Here is an 18,914-nt window from a genome sequence, read left to right on the forward strand (position 1 = left end):
GCTGGAGCGTCCGCTTCCGTCCCGTCCGCCCCGTCACCGTCTGGAGTTCGCGTCGTGCGCATCGACCTGCACTGCCACTCCACGGCCTCCGACGGTACGGACACCCCGGCCGAACTGGTGCGTAACGCCGCCGCGGCCGGACTGGACGTCGTCGCGCTGACCGACCACGACAGCACCCGCGGGCACGCCGAGGCGACCGCCGCGCTGCCGCGAGGGCTCACGCTGGTCACCGGCGCCGAGCTGTCCTGCCGGGTCGACGGGGTCAGCATGCACATGCTGGCCTACCTCTTCGACCCCGAGGAGCCCGCCCTGCTCGCCGAGCGTGAGCTGGTGCGCGACGACCGGGTGCCGCGGGCCCAGGGCATGATCGCCAAGCTGAACGAACTGGGCGTGCCCGTCAGCTGGGAGCAGGTCGCGCGGATCGCCGGTGACGGTTCCGTCGGGCGGCCGCACGTCGCCACCGCGCTCGTCGAACTGGGCGTCGTGCCGAGCGTGGGCGACGCGTTCACCCAGGACTGGCTGGCCGACGGCGGCCGCGCCTTCGTGGAGAAGCACGAGACCGATCCGTTCGAGGCGATCCGGCTGGTCAAGGCCGCCGGGGGAGTCACGGTGTTCGCGCACCCGGCCGCCGCCAAGCGCGGCCGCACGGTGCCGGAGTCCACGATCGCCGAACTGGCCGCCGCCGGCCTGGACGGCGTCGAGGTCGACCACATGGACCACGACGAGGACACGCGGGTGCGGCTGCGCGGCCTGGCCGCCGACCTGGGCCTGCTGGTCACGGGGTCCTCGGACTACCACGGCAGCCGCAAGACCGTCGCGCTCGGCGAGTACACCACCCACCCCGACGTGTACGGGGAGATCACCCGGCGGGCGACCGGGGCGTTCCCCGTGCCGGGGACCGGCGGAGCCTGAGGCTCGTCCTCGCGCCCTGTCCCACCCGTCTGTCCACTTCGCAAGGCTTCCTCACGCATGTTCGACGTCGCCGTCTTCGGCTCTCTCTTTCTGACCCTTTTTGTCATCATGGATCCCCCCGGGATCACCCCGATCTTCCTCGCCCTGACCGCCGGCCGCCCCGCCAAGGTGCAGAAGCGCATGGCCTTCCAGGCCGTGTGCGTGGCCGGAGGGGTGATCGCCGTCTTCGGCCTGCTCGGCCACCAGATCCTCGACTACCTGCATGTCTCCGTGCCCGCGCTGATGATCGCGGGCGGGCTGCTGCTCCTGCTGATCGCCCTCGACCTGCTGACCGGCAAGACCGACGAGCCCAAGCAGACCAAGGACGTCAACGTGGCGCTCGTACCGCTGGGCATGCCGCTGCTGGCGGGCCCGGGTGCGATCGTGTCCGTCATCCTGGCCGTGCAGAAGGCCGACGGCGTGGCCTCGCAGGTCTCGGTGTGGTCGGCGATCCTCGCCATCCATGTGGTGCTGTGGCTGGTCATGCGGTACTCGCTGCTGATCATCCGGGTGATCAAGGACGGCGGTGTGGTCCTGGTGACCCGGCTCGCGGGCATGATGCTCTCCGCGATCGCCGTGCAGCAGATCATCAACGGCGTCACCCAGGTGATCCGGGCGAGCTGAGTCCGCCCGGCCGGGTCCGCGGACGCGGCAACGTATACAGAGCCCCGTGGGGCGCCGGTCGTTCCGGCGCCCCACGGGGCTCTGAAATCTGTGGATGGTGATCCGCGCGTTATGAGGCCGTGGTGTCGGCCGGACGGATCCACAGGCGCTGCCCGATGGCGGCGGCCTGCTGAACGATCCCGTTGACGGAGGCGGCGTCCACGACGGTGCAGTCCACGGGCGTGCCGTCGATGTCGTCGAGTCGCAGGATTTCGAAGCGCATGGGCTTCCCCTTCGTCTGGTCATCCTCCTGAGGAGAACTACTCGGTGGTATGAGCAGGGGTGTCTGTCCCCCGTTCTGTAGCTAGTCAACGCGCTGTGTGTTACAGACATTCCCTTGGCTAAAGAAATTTTTCGAACGTCTAACTACTGACCGGTAAAGAGGTTTGTGGAGACTGAACGGGACCGGTTGTGTTCGCAGCGTGACCGCCGGGACAATGGAGGCGATGAACGACGACCTCGCGGACCTGACCGCCCGCATCGACCGTACGAACGAACTGCTCCAGCGCATGCTCGCCGAGGTGGCGAAGACGCCCTCGACCCACGCGATCTTCGTCGACGCGGGATACCTGTACGCGGCGGCCGGCCGGCTGGTGGCCGGGACCGAGGACCGCCGGTCCTTCGACCTCGACGCCGAAGGCCTGATCGACGCGCTCATCGACCGCGCCCGCACGGTCTTCGCGGACAGCAGGCTGCTGCGGGTCTACTGGTACGACGGCGCCCGGCGCCGCATCCACACCGCGGAGCAGCAGTCCATCGCGGAGCTGCCGGACGTGAAGGTGCGCCTGGGCAACCTCAACGCCAACAACCAGCAGAAGGGGGTCGACTCCCTGATCCGTACCGACCTGGAGTCGCTCGCCCGCCACCGCGCCATCAGCGACGCGGCTCTGCTCGGCGGGGACGAGGACCTGGTGTCGGCCGTCGAGGCGGCGCAGGGGTACGGCGCCCGGGTGCACCTGTGGGGCATCGAGGCCCCCGAGGGCCGCAACCAGGCCGAGCCCCTCCTGTGGGAGGTCGACAGCCAGCGCACGCTCGACCTCGACTTCTTCAAGCCGTACGTGTCCCGGCGCACCGCCGCGACCTACGAGCCGTCGTCGGCGGCCGCCCGGCCCTCACGCGAGGACGTCCGCTTCGTGGGCGCCCAGATCGCGGCGAAGTGGCTGGCGGCGCGGGGCCGGGAGTCGCTGGTGGAACTGCTGCCCGGTCACCCCTACCTCCCCGGCTCGGTCGACCAGGACCTGCTGGTCGAGGCCGAGCAGCTTCTCGCGTACTCGCTGCGCGGCCAGTCGGACCTGCGGCGCGCCCTGCGGGACGGCTTCTGGGAGCACTTGCAGACGCAGTACTAGCCAGTGCCTGCCGGAGGGTGCGGGCGGGGCGGCCGGCGCTACTGCGGGTGTCTGTCCCAGAAGTCGGCGAGGGCGTCCGCGGTCGGCAGCGGCTGGTCCACGTTCGGCGAGTGCTCGGCACCGGGTACGACCGTCCGGTGCGCGCCCAGCCGCTCCGCCATCTCGTCCAGGAGGGCCAGCGGCCAGGTGTCGTCACGGGCGCCCGACAGCACGTGGAACGGCAACGGCAGGGCGGCGAGTTCGCCGATCCGGTCCGGCTCGCTGCACAACTGGCGGCCCGTCGCGAGTAGTTGGGCGGGCTTGGTGCTCAGCCAGCGGCGCCGCAACTGCTCCTGGGTGCCCGGGCCGCGGGCCGGACCGCCGACCTCCTCGGGGGGACCCATGGCCTGGATCGCCTCCCAGACCTCGGGCATCGACATCACGGCGAGCGCCTCGCGCAGCAGCTTCACGCGCGCCTCCTGGGAGGTGGAGATCCGGGCGGGACCCGAGGCGACGAGGGTGAGCGTGCGGAAGGGGGAGTGGTCCAACAGGGCGGCGGAACGCGCGATCTGGCCGCCGAGAGAGTGCCCGACGAGATGCACGCGAGAGCCGAGGGCCTCGGCCTGCGCCAACACGTCCCGCGCCAACTCGCCCTGATCGTAAGCGGATTCGTCCTCGGCCGGCCCGTCGGACTCGTACTGCCCGCGCCCGTCCACGGCGACGGTCCGGTACCCGCGACGCGAGAGCGCCCCGTGCACCTGGTTGAAGTCCTCCTTGCTCCCGGTGAATCCGGGCAGCATCAGGGCGATGCCCCGCGCCTCGGTTCCGGTGGCCGCGGGCATGTCGACGACGGCGAACTCGCCGCGTGCCGTGCGCAGCGGGTAGGCGCGAGCGCCGGGGGGCGTGTCGAAGGCGGTGGGGTCGGTCACGGGGTGAGGCTATCGGCAACGGCGCGGGGGCGGGAACGCCGGATGCCCGGCCCACATGGGTGGACCGGGCATCCGGGTTCGTGCTCTGCTCAGCTCTCCGCGGGGTCGGCCGAGGCCGCGACCTTACGGGTGCGACGCGCCCTCGGCTTGGCCTCGGGCTCGGCGCCCTCCGCCTCGGCGGTGGGCGCGGCAGCCGCGGTCTTGCGGGTGCGGCGCGGCTTGGGCTCCGGCTCCTGCGCGGTCTGCGCCGGGATGTCGGCCGCCGTTGCCGTGGCCTTGGCCGCCGCGGTCTTGCGGGTGCGGCGCGGCTTGGCTTCCGTGGCATCGGCCGTGTCCGTCGCTGCCGTCGCTTCCGGGGCGGTCGCGTTGGCGGTGGTCTTGCGGGTGCGGCGGGGCTTGGCCTCGGTCGCCTCCGCGGTGTCCACGGCCGTCTCGGCCGCCGTTGCCGTGGCCTTGGCCGCCGCGGTCTTGCGGGTGCGGCGGGGCTTGGCTTCCGTGGCGTCGGCCGTGTCCGTCGCTGCCGTCGCTTCCGGGGCGGTCGCGTTGGCGGTGGTCTTGCGGGTGCGGCGGGGCTTGGCCTCGGTCGCCTCCGCGGTGTCCACGGCCGCTTCGGCCGCCGTTGCCGTGGCCTTGGTCGCCGCGGTCTTGCGGGTGCGGCGCGGCTTGGGCTCCGGCTCCTGCGCGGTCTGCGCCGGGATGTCGGCCGGGGCCGTCGTCCCGGACTCGGCGGCCTTGCGGGTGCGGCGACGCGGCGTGGTCGCCGGCGCCTCGACGGCCTCGGCGGTGTCCACGGCCGTCTCGGCCGGTGCCGCCGCCGTCTTGCGGGTGCGGCGGGGCTTGGCCTCGGTAGCCTCCGCGGTGTCGACGGCCGTCTGCGCGGTGTCGGCGGCCGTCTCCACGGCAGCCGTCGCCTTGCGCGTACGACGACGCGGCGTGGTGACCGGCGCCTCGACGGGCTCGGCCGGCGCCGACTCGGTGACCTGGGCGGTCTCGACCGGAGTCACCGGCGTCTCCACCGCCGCGGGCGCCTCCGCGGCCCTGCGGGTGCGGCGACGGCGCGGACGCTCCGCGGCCTGCGGGTCGTCGAGGACCGCGTCCTCCACGACCGCGACGGCGGCGGTCTCCGCGACCGGGGACTCGGCGGTCGTCGCCGTGGCCGGCGTCGCCTCCGGGCCCGGACCGCCACGGGTGCGGCGGCGACGGCGCGGGGTGCGCGGGGCGGTGCCCTCCTCCGTCGCGGACGTCCGCTCGACCGCGGGTGCGCCGCCCGTCTCGGACACGACCGGCTGCGTCGCGTCCAGCGGCGTACCGCCACGGGTGCGGCGGCGGCGACGCGGGGTACGGGCCGGACGCTCGTTGTCGGCGGAACGGGACTCGTTGCGGTCGCCGCCCCGGTCGGGACGGTCACCGCGGCCGCCACGGCCGCGTGCCGCGCGGCCGCCCGGCTCGCCGAGGTCCTCCAGGACCTCCGCGTCGAGCCCGGCGCGGGTGCGCTCGGTCCGTGGCAGGACACCCTTGGTGCCCGCGGGGATGTTCAGTTCCTCGAACAGGTGCGGGGACGTGGAGTACGTCTCCGGCGGGTCGTTGAAGTCCAGCTCCAGCGCCTTGTTGATCAGCTGCCAGCGCGGGATGTCGTCCCAGTCGACGAGGGTGATCGCGATGCCCTTGGCGCCCGCGCGGCCGGTACGGCCGATGCGGTGCAGGTACGTCTTCTCCTCCTCGGGCGACTGGTAGTTGATGACGTGGGTGACGCCCTCGACGTCGATGCCGCGCGCGGCGACGTCGGTGCAGACCAGGACGTCGACCTTGCCGTTGCGGAAGGCGCGCAGCGCCTGCTCGCGGGCGCCCTGGCCGAGGTCGCCGTGGACCGCGCCGGAGGCGAAGCCGCGGCGCTGGAGCTGCTCGGCGATGTCGGCGGCCGTGCGCTTGGTACGGCAGAAGATCATCGCCAGTCCGCGGCCCTCGGCCTGGAGGATGCGGGCGACCATCTCGGGCTTGTCCATCGAGTGCGCGCGGTAGACGTGCTGCGCGATGTTCGCGACGGTCGCGCCCTGGTCGTCCGGCGCGGTGGCGCGGATGTGCGTGGGCTGCGACATGTAGCGACGGGCCAGGCCGATGACCGCGCCCGGCATGGTCGCCGAGAACAGCATCGTCTGGCGCCTCGGCGGCAGCAGGTTGATGATCTTCTCGACGTCGGGCAGGAAGCCCAGGTCGAGCATCTCGTCGGCCTCGTCGAGGACGAGCGACTTCACGTGCCTCAGGTCGAGCTTCTTCTGTCCCGCGAGGTCCAGCAGCCGGCCAGGGGTGCCGACGACGACGTCGACGCCCTTCTTGAGGGCCTCGACCTGGGGCTCGTAGGCCCGGCCGCCGTAGATGGCGAGGACGCGCACGTTGCGCACCTTGCCCGCGGTCAGGAGGTCGTTGGTGACCTGCGTGCACAGCTCGCGCGTGGGGACGACGACGAGCGCCTGCGGCGCCTCGGTGAGGTCCTCGGGCTTGGCGCGCCCGGCCTCCACGTCGGCGGGGACGGTGACGCGCTCGAGGAGCGGGAGGCCGAAGCCCAGCGTCTTGCCGGTGCCGGTCTTGGCCTGACCGATGACGTCGGTGCCGGTGAGGGCGACGGGGAGCGTCATCTCCTGGATGGGGAAGGGGTTGATGATGCCGACGGCCTCAAGGGCTTCGGCGGTCTCGGGAAGGATCCCGAGCTCTCGGAACGTCGTAGTCAGGGTGCTGCCTCTTCTGTGTGGGCGGTGCGAGGCGAGCGCGGGGGTCGTGTCGGGACCGTGCCGGGGACGTCGGCCGCCTTACGGGCGGGCCGAAGGACGCGGGACCACTGCCGACGCTCTAGCGCTCGAACCGCTGAGGGTTCCCTCCGATCGTCGTACGCACCAGTGCCGTACGGTCAGGGAGGGCTGTCGGGTCGGAGCCGATCGGGCCACCGACCGGGCATCCTCATACGTGCGGCCTGTCGAGGTACGGCTGAGTACCAGCAGGCGCATTACCACCATACCCCGGAATCGCGCACACGTGATGGCCGATTCGGTCATGTAGTCGCCGTCACACCGATTCACGTCGTCGTGGTCACACTGGATGACCAGGGACTTCCGTCATGCGGCGAGCGGGCTATTGTGCGCTTCATGACGAGCTCTGACAAGCCCGAGAACGCCCCCGAAACCGCCGCCGAATCCACCGAACCCACCGGGTCCGCGCAGTCCGCCGGATCCGCCGAGCGCACCGGGATCGCGGCCCAGGACTGGGCGCGGGCCTCCGCCGAGCCGCAGTACCGGGCGGCCGTCGTGGATCTGCTCGGCGCGCTGGCCTACGGCGAGCTGGCGGCGTTCGAGCGGCTCGCGGAGGACGCCAAGCTGGCGCCGACGCTCGCGGACAAGGCGGAGCTGGCGAAGATGGCGTCGGCCGAGTTCCACCACTTCGAGCGGCTGCGCGACCGGCTCACCGAGATCGGTGCCGAGCCGACCCAGGCGATGGAGCCCTTCGTCGCCGCGCTCGACGGGTTCCACCGCCAGACGGCGCCCTCGGACTGGCTGGAGGGTCTGGTCAAGGCGTACGTCGGCGACTCGATCGCCAGCGATTTCTACCGTGAGGTGGCGGCCCGCCTCGACGCGGACACGCGCGAACTGGTCCTCGCCGTCCTCGACGACACCGGGCACGCGGGGTTCGCCGTGGAGAAGGTGCGCGCGGCCATCGACGCGGACCCGCGGGTCGGCGGACGGCTCGCGCTGTGGGCGCGCCGGCTGATGGGTGAGGCCCTGTCCCAGTCCCAGCGGGTGGTCGCCGAGCGGGACGCGCTGTCGACGATGCTGGTCGGCGGGGTCGCGGACGGCTTCGACCTCGCCGAGGTCGGCAGGATGTTCTCCCGGATCACCGAGGCGCACACCAAGCGGATGGCCGCGCTGGGCCTGGCCGCCTAGGACGGGCCCGGGCCCGGGCGTCAGGACCGTTCAGCTCTGGTCCTGACGCCGGCCCTGGTCCTGACCGTGGTCCTGTACGTGGTCGTCGTCCCCGTGGAGTTCCCGGCGGCCGTCGGCGTGTTCGGCGGTCACGCCGGCGCCGAACGCCGCCGGAGTCTTCCCGCGGGGCGCAGCAGCAGCGAGAGCGAGGCCGTGGAGACCACCGCCGCGCCGAGCAGGCTCGGCAGGAGGCTGTCGGGCCCCACCGCGCTGTGGGTGATGAAGTCGCCGAAGAGCGCTCCGGCGATGCCGGTCGCGAAGACGAAGGCCCGGTTCGGCAGGCGGTGGGAGAAGCGGCGGTCCGCCGCCCACGCGAGCGCCACGCCGAGCATGGCGGAAGCGAGCGCTTCCAAGATCATGTCGAGTCCCTCCGGGCGGCCGGACTGTGCACCAAGGTCGTAGCCCGTCATACCCGTGACCTGCGGAATGCAATCCTCCCCTGTGCGGTGGTTGTGCTCCCTTTGTGCCGGGAGACACGGGCCGGGAACGGCGCCGGGATCGGGCGGTGGAAGTCCGGACGAACACCGTGCCGACAGCCGGTGAAGCCACCGGTTCGCCACCGGTTCGCCACCGGTGACGGCCCCCGATGGCGTACCCGTGCCGGATGCTCGTGGACGCGACGGGACACGACGGGACACGACGGGGAGGGGCCCGGCGACATGATGTCGCCGGGCCCCTCCCTTGTTCCGTCCACGAGCGCCGCGTGCGGCGCGGGCACGTACTACAGCGCGCCGAAGCCCACCTTGCGCGGAGCCGGCTCGCCGAGCTCGACGTAGGCGAGACGGTCCGCCGGGACGAGGACCTTGCGGCCGTGCTCGTCCACGAGGCTCAGCAGCTGAGACTTGCCGGCCAGTGCCTCGGCCACCGCCCGCTCGACGTCCTCGGCACTCTGACCGCTCTCCAGAACGATCTCGCGCGGCGCGTGCTGCACGCCGATCTTGACCTCCACGGCTATGTCCCTCCGACGGTCAGTGAAGTGCGCGACCATTCCGCGCCGTACGCAGCAAACATTAGCCCGGTGAGGGGACGAACACGCTCCGGTCGACAACGCCAGGAGCGAACAGCGACCGGGAACAAACCCTCACCGGGTGCGCGTCAGTGGTGCTCGTTGCCGTGCAGCGGGAAGCCGGCGATGCCCCGCCAGGCCAGCGAGGCCAGCAGCTGGACCGCCTGGTCGCGCGGGACGCTGCGGTCGCTGTGCAGCCAGGAGCGGGCCACCACCTGGGCCAGACCGCCCAGGCCGGAGGCCAGCAGCATCGACTCGGCGCGCGAGAGCCCGGTGTCCTCGGCGATGACCTCGCAGATCGCCTCGGCGCACTCGGTGGTGACCTTGTCGACGCGCTCGCGCACGGCGGGCTCGTTGGTCAGGTCCGACTCGAAGACCAGCCGGAAGGCGCCGCCGTCGTCCTCGACGTACGCGAAGTAGGCGTCCATCGTCGCCCGGACGCGCTGCTTGTTGTCGGTCGTCGACGCCAGCGCGGCCCGTACCGCCTGGATCAGCGACTCGCAGTGCTGGTCCAGCAGCGCGAGGTAGAGGTCGAGCTTGCCCGGGAAGTGCTGGTACAGCACGGGCTTGCTGACGCCGGCGCGCTCGGCGATGTCGTCCATCGCCGCCGCGTGGTACCCCTGCGCGACGAAGACCTCCTGGGCGGCGCCCAGCAGCTGGTTCCGTCGAGCTCGGCGCGGCAGGCGGGTGCCGCGCGGGCGTGCCGCCTCAGTTTGCTCGATGGCTGTCACGCCGCCTCCCAAAGTCGTCCACTTGCGGTGTGCGCCGCGCCGCCATCGTACTTTTCGGTAACCCTGGTGTGCGCGGTGCGAGCGGAGAATTTCACGGACCGGACGTCGATGAAAACGGTGTGTAACGGAGCGAACACGTGCATGCCGGGCGGGCCGGGGGTCCGGTCCTGCTCAGCGCGTTGTCCGGCGGGCGTTCCCGCGGTCTCGAAAGGTGCCGTCCAAAGGTCTCCTCGACGCGTCCTCGTGTGCTTCCCCGGTCCGCTCGGCGCCGTCGGCGTCAGCGGTAGTCGTCCTCGTCCAGCGACACCACGCGCGCCTGCTCGACGAGGTCGGCCTCGTTCGCGCGCGCCGGGTCCACCTCGTCCAAGGGGTCGTCGCGCTCCGGGGTGAGGACCTTGGACTGTTCCGCCGCGTCGTTCTCCGGCGCCTCGACGTCGATCTCCCGCGGATCACCGGCCCCGAACGCGTCGAGCTCCTCGAACACCTCGGGGTCGGTGGGTTCGACGGCCATGACGGGCTCCCTTCCTCGAACGGCCCTGAAATGAGCAGGGGCTGTAGCGGGTGCCCTCTCCCCGAGCCTAGGAGACACCCGATCCGGACGCCATGCGATCCGCGTGCGATCCGCGTGCGATCCATGTGCGGTCCGGGTGTGGTCCGCGTGGGGTCGCGTGGGACTGGCGTGCGGTCCGCGTGTGACGGGCGTGGGGTCGCGTGGGATGTGTGACGGCGAACACAGGGGATGACGCATCAGTCGCTACGTGATCGTCTCGTAACATTGCCGCATGTCGCCGACCGAGCTGCCGTCAGTGCCTCCCACCGACCTCCTTCCGGAAGCCATCGCCGTCAGGGTCGCGGAGGGCGAACGGCTCAGGTCGGTCGGGCTGCCCGGGGTCACCCTGTCGGTGCGGTCGAGGCCGTCCGGGAGCGAGGGGCAGGCGCCCGCGCTGTTCGTCCACGGCCTCGGCGGTTCCTCGCAGAACTGGTCCTCACTGATGGCCCTGCTCGACGGGGTCGTGGAGAGCGAGGCGCTCGACCTGCCCGGCTTCGGAGACTCCCCGCCACCGGACGACGGCGACTACTCCGTCACGGGACACGCGCGCGCTGTCATCCGTTACCTCGACGCGTCCGCGCGCGGGCCCGTGCACCTCTTCGGCAACTCGCTCGGCGGCGCGGTCTCCACGCGCGTGGCCGCGGTGCGGCCCGACCTCGTCCGGACGCTCACGCTCGTCTCGCCCGCGCTGCCCGAGCTGCGGGTGCAGCGCACCGCGCTGCCGACCGGGCTGCTGGGCTTCCCCGGCGTGGCGACGCTGTTCACCCGGTTCACCAGGGAATGGACGGCGGAGCAGCGGGTGCGGGGCGTCATGGCGCTCTGCTACGGGGACCCCGGCCGGGTGGCCCCGGAGGCCTTCGACCACGCGGTGGAGGAACTGGAACGGCGGCTGCGGCTGCCGTACTTCTGGGACGCGATGAGCCGGTCCGCGCGCGGGCTGGTCAACGCGTACACGCTGGGCGGCCAGCACGGGCTGTGGCGCCAGGCCGAGCGGGTCCTCGCACCCACCCTTCTCGTCTACGGCGGCCGCGACCAGCTCGTCGGTTTCCGCATGGCCCAGCGGGCGGCGCGCGCGTTCCGCGACTCCCGTCTGCTGACCCTGCCGAGCGCCGGGCATGTGGCGATGATGGAGTACCCCGGTACCGTGGCCACGGCGTTCCAGGAGCTTCTGGCGTATGCGGAACGCTCCGGGACCACGGGCGTGGGCGTCTCCGACGGCGACGCCGGGCCCGTCCGACGAACCAATACCGGGAGCTGAGGGGCTACGTGGGACGCCACAGCCGCCGCGGTCCCGCGCCGAAGGGCGCGGGCAGGACGGATGCCGGGGGAGCCGGGAGCACCGGCGGCGCACGGGGCGACGGGGGCACCGGCGACCGGGTGCCGCCCGCGGCGGCGGGAACCGGCGGGACACCCCCGCGCGCGGTGCCGCGCCCGGCGGACGGCACGCCCGCCCATGGCATGCCCCGGCTCCCGGACGGCACCCCCGCGCACGGCGTGCCCCGGCTGCCCGACGGCACGCCCGCGCACGGCGTGCCGAGGGTTCGGGGCGGGCACCCCGAGCAGCGTGAATCCGGCGGTGGCTGGGGCGCGCCGAGGGGCTCGACGGCCGACCGGGCGGGGAACGGCCCCGGGGGCGGCGGGCCGGGGGCCTCCATCCCGCGGCAGCGCCGGGCGGTCACGCCGGGCCCGCGCCAGGAGTACCTCGACGCCTTCACCGAGGACGACGTCTTCGCGCCCCGCGCCACCGCCTCCGCGCTCGCCACGGAGTCGCGCGCCCGCGGCGCCGGCCGGGCCGCGGGCACCCTGCGGACGGCCACGGGCGGCGGCGCCGCCGACGTCGGCAGCGGCACGGGCGGCAGGACCGTCGGTGACGTCGCGGACGGCGACGCGCCGCCGACCGGTGAGCCCGCGCGGGAGGGCGGGGTCAGGGGCCGGGCCTTCGCTGGCATAGCGGCCGCCGCCGTCACCACCGTGCTGGCCGTCGTCGCGGCCGGCCAGGTCACCGGCCACCAGGACGACAGCGCCGTACGCGCGCAGTCCCTCACCGGCCGGGCCGGCGGCTCCGTGCCCTCCGCGGCGACCAGTCCCTCCGCGGCGACCAGTCCCTCCGCGTCACCCCGCGTGGTGCCGCTGACGTACGCGCAGAAGATGGCCCAGAAGTACCCCCTGAGCGCCACGCTCAAGGGCTCGGGGAAGTTCGACACGGTCCCCGGTGTCGACAAGGCGCCCGGCAAGGGCAGGAAGTACACCTACCGCGTCGACGTGGAACAGGGGCTCGGTCTCGACGGCGCACTCTTCGCCCAGGCCGTGCAGAAGACGCTCAACGACGACCGGAGCTGGGCCCACGACGGCGCCCGCACCTTCGAGCGGACCGACTCGGGCAAGCCCGACTTCGTCATCACGCTCGCCAGCCCCGGCACCACCGCCGTCTGGTGCGCCAAGTCCGGCCTGGACACCACCGAGGACAACGTGTCGTGCGACTCGGCCTCCACGGAACGCGTGATGATCAACGCCTACCGCTGGGCGCAGGGCTCGAAGACCTACGGTGACGCGATCCACCCCTACCGCCAGATGCTGATCAACCACGAGGTCGGCCACCGCCTCGGCTACAGCCATGTGAAGTGCGGCAAGAACGGCGAGCTCGCCCCGGTCATGCAGCAGCAGACCAAGTTCCTCGACCACGACGGCATCACGTGCAAACCCAACCCCTGGGCTTATCCCACAGGTTGACGGACCGTCGACTCATCGCTTTGACATGGACGGAAAGTTCGTTCATATTTCAGCGCATGTCGTTCCGTCACACCGCCGCGCGCGCCGCCATCGAGCTGGCGCTCATCGGTGTGACCGCGCTCTGCGTGGCCGACATCGACTGTCGCTGACGCCCGCCCGCAGGCGCGCGCGTCGCGAACTCCCTCCCCTGCCGTGACCGGTCACGGCAGGCTGCGACCTTTTCTCGACGACCTGGCGCCGGGCCGACGTCTGTCCTCATTCGTCTCACTCCTCGTCATTCTGTCTCATCATTCGAGAGGTCGTCCTTCCGATGCGTCATCCGTCCGTCATAGCGCGCCGCGTGGCAGCGGCATCCGTCAGCCTGGTCCTGGCAGCGGGCGCCGCCGCCTGCGGGCCGAAGGACAACGATGCCAACGGCTCCCAGGGCTCCCGCGGCGACTCCACGCCCCACAAGGGCGGCACGCTCACGGTCCTCAACCGCAACCCGCAGCAGGACTTCGACCCCGCCCGCCTCTACACCACCGGCGGCGGCAAGATCCCCTCCCTCGTCTTCCGCACGCTCACCACCCGCAACCGCGAGAACGGCGCGGCCGGCGCCCAGGTCGTCCCCGACCTGGCCACCGACACCGGCCGGCCCAACAAGGACGCGACCGTGTGGACGTACACGCTGAAGGAGGGCCTGAAGTACGAGGACGGCACGGCGATCACCTCGGCCGACATCAAGTACGGCATCGAGCGCTCCTTCGCCGCCGAACTCTCCGGCGGCGCCCCCTACCTGCGCGACTGGCTCATCGGCGGCGCCGACTACCAGGGCCCCTACAAGGGCGGCAAGAGCCTCGACTCGATCGAGACCCCGGACGCGCGCACCATCGTCTTCCACCTGGACAAGCCCGAGGGCGAGTTCCCCTATCTGGCCACCCAGACGCAGTTCGCCCCCGTGCCGAAGGCCAAGGACAAGGGCACGAAGTACGAGGAGCACCCGGTCTCGTCCGGCCCCTACAAGGTCGTCAGCAACGAGAACGACGGCGAGCGGCTGATCCTGGAGCGCAACACGTACTGGTCCGCCGCGACCGACGCCGAGCGCAAGGCCTACCCGGACCGCATCGACGTACGCTCCGGGCTCGACTCCTCCGTGATCAACCAGCGGCTGTCCGCCTCCCGGGGCGCGGACGCCGCCGCGGTCACCACGGACACCAACCTCGGCCCGGCCGAACTCGCCGAGGTCACCGGGGACAAGGCGCTCGCCTCCCGCGTCGGCACCGGCCGCTTCGGCTACACGAACTACATCGCGTTCAACCCGAAGGTGAAGCCGTTCGACGACGTCAGGGTGCGCCAGGCGATCGCGTACGCCATCGACCGCTCGTCCGTGGTCAACGCGGCCGGCGGCTCGTCGCTGGCCGAGGCCGCGACGACCTTCCTGCCGAACCAGAAGTCCTACGGCTACCAGCCCTACGACCTGTTCCCGGCCGGCGCGTCCGGCAACGCGGCCAAGGCGAAGGAACTGCTGAAGCGGGCCGGCCACGCCGACGGGCTGACCGTCACGCTCACCCACTCCAACAGCAAGGACTTCGAGACCAGCCCCGAGATCGCGACCGCGATCCAGGACGCGCTCAAGAAGGCCGGCATCACCGTCGAGCTGAAGGGCCTGGAGGACAACGACTACTCGGACAAGATCCACAGCGCCAGGACCGAACCCGGCTTCTTCCTCGCCCACTGGGGTGCCGACTGGCCCTCCGGCGGCCCCTTCCTGGCCCCGATCTTCGACGGCCGCCAGATCGTGAAGGACGGCGCCAACTTCAACACCGGCTTCCTCGACGACAAGACGGTCAACACCGAGATCGACGCCATCAACAAGCTGACCGATCTCGACGAGGCCGCCGCGCGCTGGGGCGCACTGGACAAGAAGATCGCCGGACAGGCGCTGACCGTCCCGCTGTTCCACCCGGTCTACAAGCGGCTGTACGGCGAGGACGTCCGCAACATCGTCATCAGCGACTGGGACGGCGTGCTGGACCCGTCGCAGGTCGCGGTCAAGTAGACCCGTGAGCGAGGCACTCGTCGCCTCCCGGACGGCCGGGACGGACGTCTTCGTCCCGGCCGCCTCCGGAGGCCTTCAGTTCTGGCGGCGGCTGCGCACGCAGCGCGCCGCCCTCGGCGCGGCGGTCGTCGTCGCGCTGCTCGTCCTGGTCGCGCTCGCCGCGCCGCTGCTCACCGCGATCGAGGGCCAGGATCCGACCAGTTACCACCCCGCCCTCATCGACTCCGCCCGCGGCGGCGTGCCGACCGGCCCGCTGGGCGGCATCGGCCCCGACCACTGGCTGGGCATCGAACCGCAGACCGGCCGCGACCTGTTCGCGCGGCTCGCGTACGGCGCCCGGGTCTCGCTCGGGGTCGCCCTCGCCGCGACCGTCGTACAGATCGCCGTCGGGCTCGTCCTGGGCATCGCCGCCGGGCTCGGCAACCGATGGGCCGACCAGCTGCTGAGCAGGATCACCGACATCTTCGTCGCCATGCCCCTGATGATCATGTCGCTGGCGCTGCTCGCGATCGTCCCGCCGGCCTTCCCGCGCCCCGTCCTGGTCACCCTGGTCATCGGACTGATCTCCTGGGGCAACATCGCCAAGGTGGTCCGCGCCCGGACGCTCACGCTCAAGGAACTCGACCACGTCGCCGCCGCCCGGCTCAGCGGCTGGGGCACCTGGCGGATCGCCCGCCGGGAACTCGTGCCGGGTCTCGCCGCGCCCGTCCTCACCTACGCGGCGCTCCTGGTGCCCCAGAACGTCACCGTCGAGGCGGCCCTGTCCTTCCTCGGCGTCGGCGTGAAGCCGCCCACGCCCTCCTGGGGACAGATGCTGACCGCCGCCGACGTCTGGTACCAGGCGGCCCCGCAGTACCTGCTGCTCCCGGCCGGCGCCCTGTTCGTGACCGTCCTCGCGCTCACCGTCCTGGGCGACGGCGTACGCACGGCGCTCGACCCGCGCGCCGCCTCCCGGCTGCGCGTCGGCACCGGCCGCAGACGCGAGACGAAGGCCGACAAGGGATCCACCGCGGTGGGCGAGCGGGCCGCCAAGGGATCCACCGGGGTGGGCGAACGGGCCGGCACAGGGGCTTCTGTGGTCGGCGAGCCGGCCGGCGCGGGGGCTTCCGTGGCCGACGAGCGGGCCGCGTCGGGTATTTCCGTGACCGACGAGCGGGCCGCCACGGGCGGTCGGGAGGATTCCGTATGACCGGCTTCGGCGGCTTCCTCGCGCGCCGGGCGATCGGCACGCTGCTCACCCTGTTCGCCCTCTCGGTGATCGTCTACGTCGTCTTCTACGCCACCCCCGGCGACGTCGCCCAGATCACCTGCGGTCCGCGCTGCTCGCCCGCCCAGGTCCACCAGGTGGCCGGGCAACTGCACCTCGACGACCCGCTGTACGTGCGCTACGGGCACTTCCTCCAGGGCCTCCTGGCCGGTCAGGACTACTCCACCGGCACCTCCGTGGAGCACTGCCCGGCGCCCTGCCTCGGGCTGTCGTACCAGAGCGACCAGCAGGTCACCCGGCTCATCCTGACCAAGCTCCCGGTCAGCCTCTCGCTGGTGTTCGGCGCGATGGTGCTGTGGCTCGTCCTCGGCGTCGGCACCGGTGTGCTCTCGGCCTGGCGGCGCGGACGGCTCTCCGAACGGGTGCTGACCGCCCTCACCCTGGCCGGCACCGCCACACCCGTCTTCGTCATCGGCCTGGTCCTGATGATCGTCGTCTGCGGCGAACTGCGCCTGCTGCCCTTCCCGCAGTACGTGAATCTCACCGACGACCCCGAGCAGTGGGCGTGGAACCTGCTGCTGCCCTGGGTCTCGCTCGCCCTCATCGAGGCCGCGGCGTTCGCCCGGCTGACCCGGTCGTCGATGTTGGAGACCCTCGCCGAGGACCACATCCGCACCTTCCGGGCGTACGGCGTCGGCGAGCGGTCCGTCATCGGACGGCACGCGCTGCGCGGGGCGTTCGCGCCGGTCATCGCCCTGAACGCGAACAACTTCGGGTCGGCGGTCGGCGGCGCGGTGCTCACCGAGACGCTCTTCGGACTGCCGGGCGTCGGACAGGAACTGGTGCACGCCGTGACCGTCGTCGACCTGCCGGTCGTGGTCGGCATGGTGCTGGTCATCGGCTTCTTCGTGGTCCTCGCCAACGCCGTCGCGGACGTCCTGTACGCGGTGGCCGACCGACGGGTGGTGCTCTCATGAGTCCGATCGAGAACCGGACCGAAGGCCGGACCGAAGGCCGGGACGAGAACCGGGTCGGAAGCCTGGCCGGAAGCCTGGTCGAGGTCGACGGTCTGACGGTCGGGTTCGGTCCGCTGCGGGCCGTGGACGGCCTCTCCTTCCGGCTGGAGCGGGGTGCCGCCCTCGGCCTGGTCGGCGAGTCCGGCTCCGGCAAGTCCACGGTGGCCGCGGCCCTGCTCGGGCTGCACCGGGGGACCGGGGCCGCCGTCGGCGGCTCGGTGCGCGTCGCCGGCACCGACGTACAGCGGGCGTCCGACGACGAACTGCGGCGCCTGCGCGGCGGGAAGGCCGCGATGGTCTTCCAGGACCCGCTGTCCTCCCTCGACCCGTACTACGCCATCGGCGACCAGATCGCCGAGGTCCACCGCGTGCACGCGCGTGCCTCGCGGCGCGCCGCACGCGCGCGTGCCGTCGAGGTGCTGGAGCGGGTCGGGATCGCGGACGCCGCACGGCGCTCCCGGTCGCGTCCGCACGAGTTCAGCGGCGGTATGCGGCAGCGGGCCCTCATCGCCATGGCGCTCGCCTGCGCGCCCGACCTGCTGATCGCCGACGAGCCGACCACCGCGCTCGACGTGACCGTCCAGGCCCAGATCCTCGACCTGCTGCACTCGCTGCGCGAGGAGACCGGCATGGGCCTGCTCCTCGTCACGCACGACGTGGGCGTCGCCGCGGAGAGCGTCGACGACGTCCTGGTCATGCGGCACGGGCGGGCGGTCGAGCACGGTCCGGTCGCCGACGTCCTCGGGACGCCGGCGCGGGCGTACACCCGCGAACTGCTCGCGGCGGTCCCGCGCGTGGAGGCGGGGCGCGTCGTGGCGCATGCGGTGGACCGGGTCCGGGAAGGCGCCCCCGGGGCGTCGGGTGAGGTCGTGCTGGAGGCGACCGGTCTGCGGCGCGTGTTCGGCCGCGGGAAGCGGGCGTTCACGGCCGTCGACGACGTGTCGCTGACCCTCCGCCGGGGGGAGACCCTGGGGATCGTCGGCGAGAGCGGCAGCGGCAAGACGACCCTGGGCCGGATGCTCGTCGGACTGCTGGCCCCGACCGTCGGCGAGATCCGGTACGCGGGCCGTCCGCACACCGGGGTCGACCCGGCCGTGCAGATGGTCTTCCAGGACCCCGTCTCCTCCCTCAACCCGCGCCGCAGCGTCGGCGAGTCGGTCGCCGACCCGCTGCGGGCGCGCGGCGAGAAGGACGAGGAGTACGTCCAGGGGCGGGTGCGGGAACTGCTGGAGCGCGTCGGGCTCGAAGGGGCGCACTACAACCGCTACCCGCACGAGTTCAGCGGCGGTCAGCGCCAGCGCGTGGGCATCGCGCGGGCGCTCGCGGCCGACCCGCGCGTGATCGTCTGCGACGAACCCGTCTCCGCGCTCGACGTCACCACCCAGGCCCAGGTGGTCGCGCTGCTGGGCGAGTTGCAGCGCGAGCTCGGACTCGCGCTGGTCTTCGTCGCCCACGACCTCGCCGTCGTACGCCAGGTCAGCGACCGGGTCGCGGTGATGCGCCGGGGCCGGATCGTCGAGGTGGGCCCGGCCGACGAGGTGTACGGATCCCCGCGGGACCCGTACACCCGGCAGCTCCTCGCCGCCGTACCCGCCCTCGACCCGGAGGCCGCGGCCCGGCGCAGGGCCGCGCGACGGGAACCCGTCCATATGTGACACGGCGCGTCCGAATGAACTCTTAGCGCGACGGAACGCGACCCGCACGGGAAAGTTACGACCGTTCACCCCTTTTGGTGGCGCGACGGACAACCGTCCATCGCGCCACCGCCTTGTCCGCTTACGTTCTTCCCGCTGCGAGCCG

18 protein-coding genes are annotated in these 18,914 nt (G+C 72.4%); 11 read left to right on the forward strand and 7 right to left on the reverse strand.

Features of this window, described 5'->3' with window-relative positions; translation table 11 throughout:
* Nucleotides 1–54 precede the first annotated feature (54 nt).
* Together ACZ60B_RS05040 and ACZ60B_RS05045 are read left to right on the forward strand one after the other, a co-directional pair.
* On the forward strand, nt 55–912 hold the full coding sequence (locus tag ACZ60B_RS05040; protein ID WP_469384254.1) for a PHP domain-containing protein: 858 nt from the start codon (nt 55–57) through the stop codon (nt 910–912).
* Between the two features lie 57 nt (nt 913–969).
* Nucleotides 970–1,575 carry a MarC family protein gene (locus tag ACZ60B_RS05045; RefSeq protein ID WP_469384256.1) on the forward strand — a complete coding sequence of 202 codons (606 nt, stop codon included), beginning with the start codon at nt 970–972 and terminating at the stop codon, nt 1,573–1,575.
* Nucleotides 1,576–1,684: 109 nt separating this feature from the next.
* Here the strand turns inward: ACZ60B_RS05045 and ACZ60B_RS05050 are convergent, their stop codons facing one another.
* Entirely contained in the window at nt 1,685–1,837 is a 153-nt protein-coding gene (locus ACZ60B_RS05050) for a hypothetical protein (protein WP_152895186.1), read from the reverse strand.
* A 223-nt stretch (nt 1,838–2,060) separates the two neighbouring features.
* Between ACZ60B_RS05050 and ACZ60B_RS05055 the strand changes: the two genes are divergently transcribed.
* Complete coding sequence (locus ACZ60B_RS05055) at nt 2,061–2,960, forward strand: NYN domain-containing protein (protein ID WP_469384258.1); 900 nt, start codon at nt 2,061–2,063, stop codon at nt 2,958–2,960.
* A 38-nt stretch (nt 2,961–2,998) separates the two neighbouring features.
* On the opposite strand, the gene ACZ60B_RS05060 is transcribed toward ACZ60B_RS05055, so the two are convergent.
* Together ACZ60B_RS05060 and ACZ60B_RS05065 are read right to left on the reverse strand one after the other, a co-directional pair.
* Nucleotides 2,999–3,868, reverse strand: a complete 870-nt coding sequence (locus ACZ60B_RS05060) for an alpha/beta fold hydrolase (protein ID WP_469384259.1) — start codon at nt 3,866–3,868, stop codon at nt 2,999–3,001.
* 89 nt (nt 3,869–3,957) lie between these two features.
* A complete protein-coding gene (locus ACZ60B_RS05065) occupies nt 3,958–6,501 on the reverse strand; it encodes a DEAD/DEAH box helicase (RefSeq protein WP_469384261.1) in 2,544 nt (847 codons plus the stop codon).
* A gap of 504 nt (nt 6,502–7,005) precedes the next feature.
* Between ACZ60B_RS05065 and ACZ60B_RS05070 the strand changes: the two genes are divergently transcribed.
* Nucleotides 7,006–7,797: a ferritin-like fold-containing protein gene (locus ACZ60B_RS05070; protein ID WP_469384263.1), complete on the forward strand. Its 792-nt coding sequence runs from the start codon at nt 7,006–7,008 to the stop codon at nt 7,795–7,797.
* Nucleotides 7,798–7,925: 128 nt separating this feature from the next.
* Here the strand turns inward: ACZ60B_RS05070 and ACZ60B_RS05075 are convergent, their stop codons facing one another.
* From ACZ60B_RS05075 to ACZ60B_RS05090, 4 genes are all read right to left on the reverse strand, one after another.
* Complete coding sequence (locus tag ACZ60B_RS05075; RefSeq protein WP_152895182.1) at nt 7,926–8,195, reverse strand: hypothetical protein; 270 nt, start codon at nt 8,193–8,195, stop codon at nt 7,926–7,928.
* A 362-nt stretch (nt 8,196–8,557) separates the two neighbouring features.
* Nucleotides 8,558–8,785: a DUF3107 domain-containing protein gene (locus ACZ60B_RS05080; protein WP_123762915.1), complete on the reverse strand. Its 228-nt coding sequence runs from the start codon at nt 8,783–8,785 to the stop codon at nt 8,558–8,560.
* A 146-nt stretch (nt 8,786–8,931) separates the two neighbouring features.
* Nucleotides 8,932–9,573 carry a TetR/AcrR family transcriptional regulator gene (locus tag ACZ60B_RS05085; RefSeq protein WP_351620748.1) on the reverse strand — a complete coding sequence of 214 codons (642 nt, stop codon included), beginning with the start codon at nt 9,571–9,573 and terminating at the stop codon, nt 8,932–8,934.
* A gap of 277 nt (nt 9,574–9,850) precedes the next feature.
* Nucleotides 9,851–10,084, reverse strand: a complete 234-nt coding sequence (locus ACZ60B_RS05090; protein WP_469384265.1) for a hypothetical protein — start codon at nt 10,082–10,084, stop codon at nt 9,851–9,853.
* Between the two features lie 271 nt (nt 10,085–10,355).
* Here ACZ60B_RS05090 and ACZ60B_RS05095 point away from each other — a divergent pair, with 271 nt between their 5' ends.
* The 7 genes from ACZ60B_RS05095 (at nt 10,356) to ACZ60B_RS05125 (ending at nt 18,769) form a co-directional block, all read left to right on the forward strand.
* Entirely contained in the window at nt 10,356–11,381 is a 1,026-nt protein-coding gene (locus ACZ60B_RS05095; protein ID WP_469384266.1) for an alpha/beta fold hydrolase, read from the forward strand.
* A gap of 8 nt (nt 11,382–11,389) precedes the next feature.
* Nucleotides 11,390–12,853: a DUF3152 domain-containing protein gene (locus ACZ60B_RS05100; RefSeq protein ID WP_469384267.1), complete on the forward strand. Its 1,464-nt coding sequence runs from the start codon at nt 11,390–11,392 to the stop codon at nt 12,851–12,853.
* A gap of 56 nt (nt 12,854–12,909) precedes the next feature.
* Nucleotides 12,910–13,002, forward strand: a complete 93-nt coding sequence (locus tag ACZ60B_RS05105) for an Ms4533A family Cys-rich leader peptide (RefSeq protein ID WP_338017843.1) — start codon at nt 12,910–12,912, stop codon at nt 13,000–13,002.
* Between the two features lie 161 nt (nt 13,003–13,163).
* Nucleotides 13,164–14,891, forward strand: a complete 1,728-nt coding sequence (locus tag ACZ60B_RS05110; RefSeq protein ID WP_469384268.1) for an ABC transporter substrate-binding protein — start codon at nt 13,164–13,166, stop codon at nt 14,889–14,891.
* Between the two features lie 4 nt (nt 14,892–14,895).
* Entirely contained in the window at nt 14,896–16,080 is a 1,185-nt protein-coding gene (locus ACZ60B_RS05115; protein ID WP_469384270.1) for an ABC transporter permease, read from the forward strand.
* Complete coding sequence (locus tag ACZ60B_RS05120; RefSeq protein ID WP_469384272.1) at nt 16,077–17,075, forward strand: ABC transporter permease; 999 nt, start codon at nt 16,077–16,079, stop codon at nt 17,073–17,075. The genes ACZ60B_RS05115 and ACZ60B_RS05120 overlap by 4 nt, the downstream gene beginning before the upstream one ends.
* On the forward strand, nt 17,072–18,769 hold the full coding sequence (locus ACZ60B_RS05125) for a dipeptide ABC transporter ATP-binding protein (RefSeq protein WP_469384274.1): 1,698 nt from the start codon (nt 17,072–17,074) through the stop codon (nt 18,767–18,769). The genes ACZ60B_RS05120 and ACZ60B_RS05125 overlap by 4 nt, the downstream gene beginning before the upstream one ends.
* Nucleotides 18,770–18,914: the final 145 nt, after the last annotated feature.

The sequence above is a fragment of the Streptomyces sp. NPDC104096 genome (assembly GCF_055584385.1).

Excerpts from the sequence above, each read along its gene's own strand:
- ACZ60B_RS05045 (WP_469384256.1), top strand. The coding sequence starts at position 970 with ATGTTCGACGTCGCCGTCTTCGGCTCTCTCTTTCTGACCCTTTTTGTC.
- ACZ60B_RS05050 (WP_152895186.1), bottom strand. The coding sequence starts at position 1,837 with ATGCGCTTCGAAATCCTGCGACTCGACGACATCGACGGCACGCCCGTG.
- ACZ60B_RS05055 (WP_469384258.1), top strand. The coding sequence starts at position 2,061 with ATGAACGACGACCTCGCGGACCTGACCGCCCGCATCGACCGTACGAAC.
- ACZ60B_RS05065 (WP_469384261.1), bottom strand. The coding sequence starts at position 6,501 with ATGACGCTCCCCGTCGCCCTCACCGGCACCGACGTCATCGGTCAGGCC.
- ACZ60B_RS05070 (WP_469384263.1), top strand. The coding sequence starts at position 7,006 with ATGACGAGCTCTGACAAGCCCGAGAACGCCCCCGAAACCGCCGCCGAA.
- ACZ60B_RS05075 (WP_152895182.1), bottom strand. The coding sequence starts at position 8,195 with ATGATCTTGGAAGCGCTCGCTTCCGCCATGCTCGGCGTGGCGCTCGCG.
- ACZ60B_RS05090 (WP_469384265.1), bottom strand. The coding sequence starts at position 10,084 with ATGGCCGTCGAACCCACCGACCCCGAGGTGTTCGAGGAGCTCGACGCG.
- ACZ60B_RS05095 (WP_469384266.1), top strand. The coding sequence starts at position 10,356 with ATGTCGCCGACCGAGCTGCCGTCAGTGCCTCCCACCGACCTCCTTCCG.
- ACZ60B_RS05105 (WP_338017843.1), top strand. The coding sequence starts at position 12,910 with ATGTCGTTCCGTCACACCGCCGCGCGCGCCGCCATCGAGCTGGCGCTC.
- ACZ60B_RS05110 (WP_469384268.1), top strand. The coding sequence starts at position 13,164 with ATGCGTCATCCGTCCGTCATAGCGCGCCGCGTGGCAGCGGCATCCGTC.
- ACZ60B_RS05120 (WP_469384272.1), top strand. The coding sequence starts at position 16,077 with ATGACCGGCTTCGGCGGCTTCCTCGCGCGCCGGGCGATCGGCACGCTG.
- ACZ60B_RS05125 (WP_469384274.1), top strand. The coding sequence starts at position 17,072 with ATGAGTCCGATCGAGAACCGGACCGAAGGCCGGACCGAAGGCCGGGAC.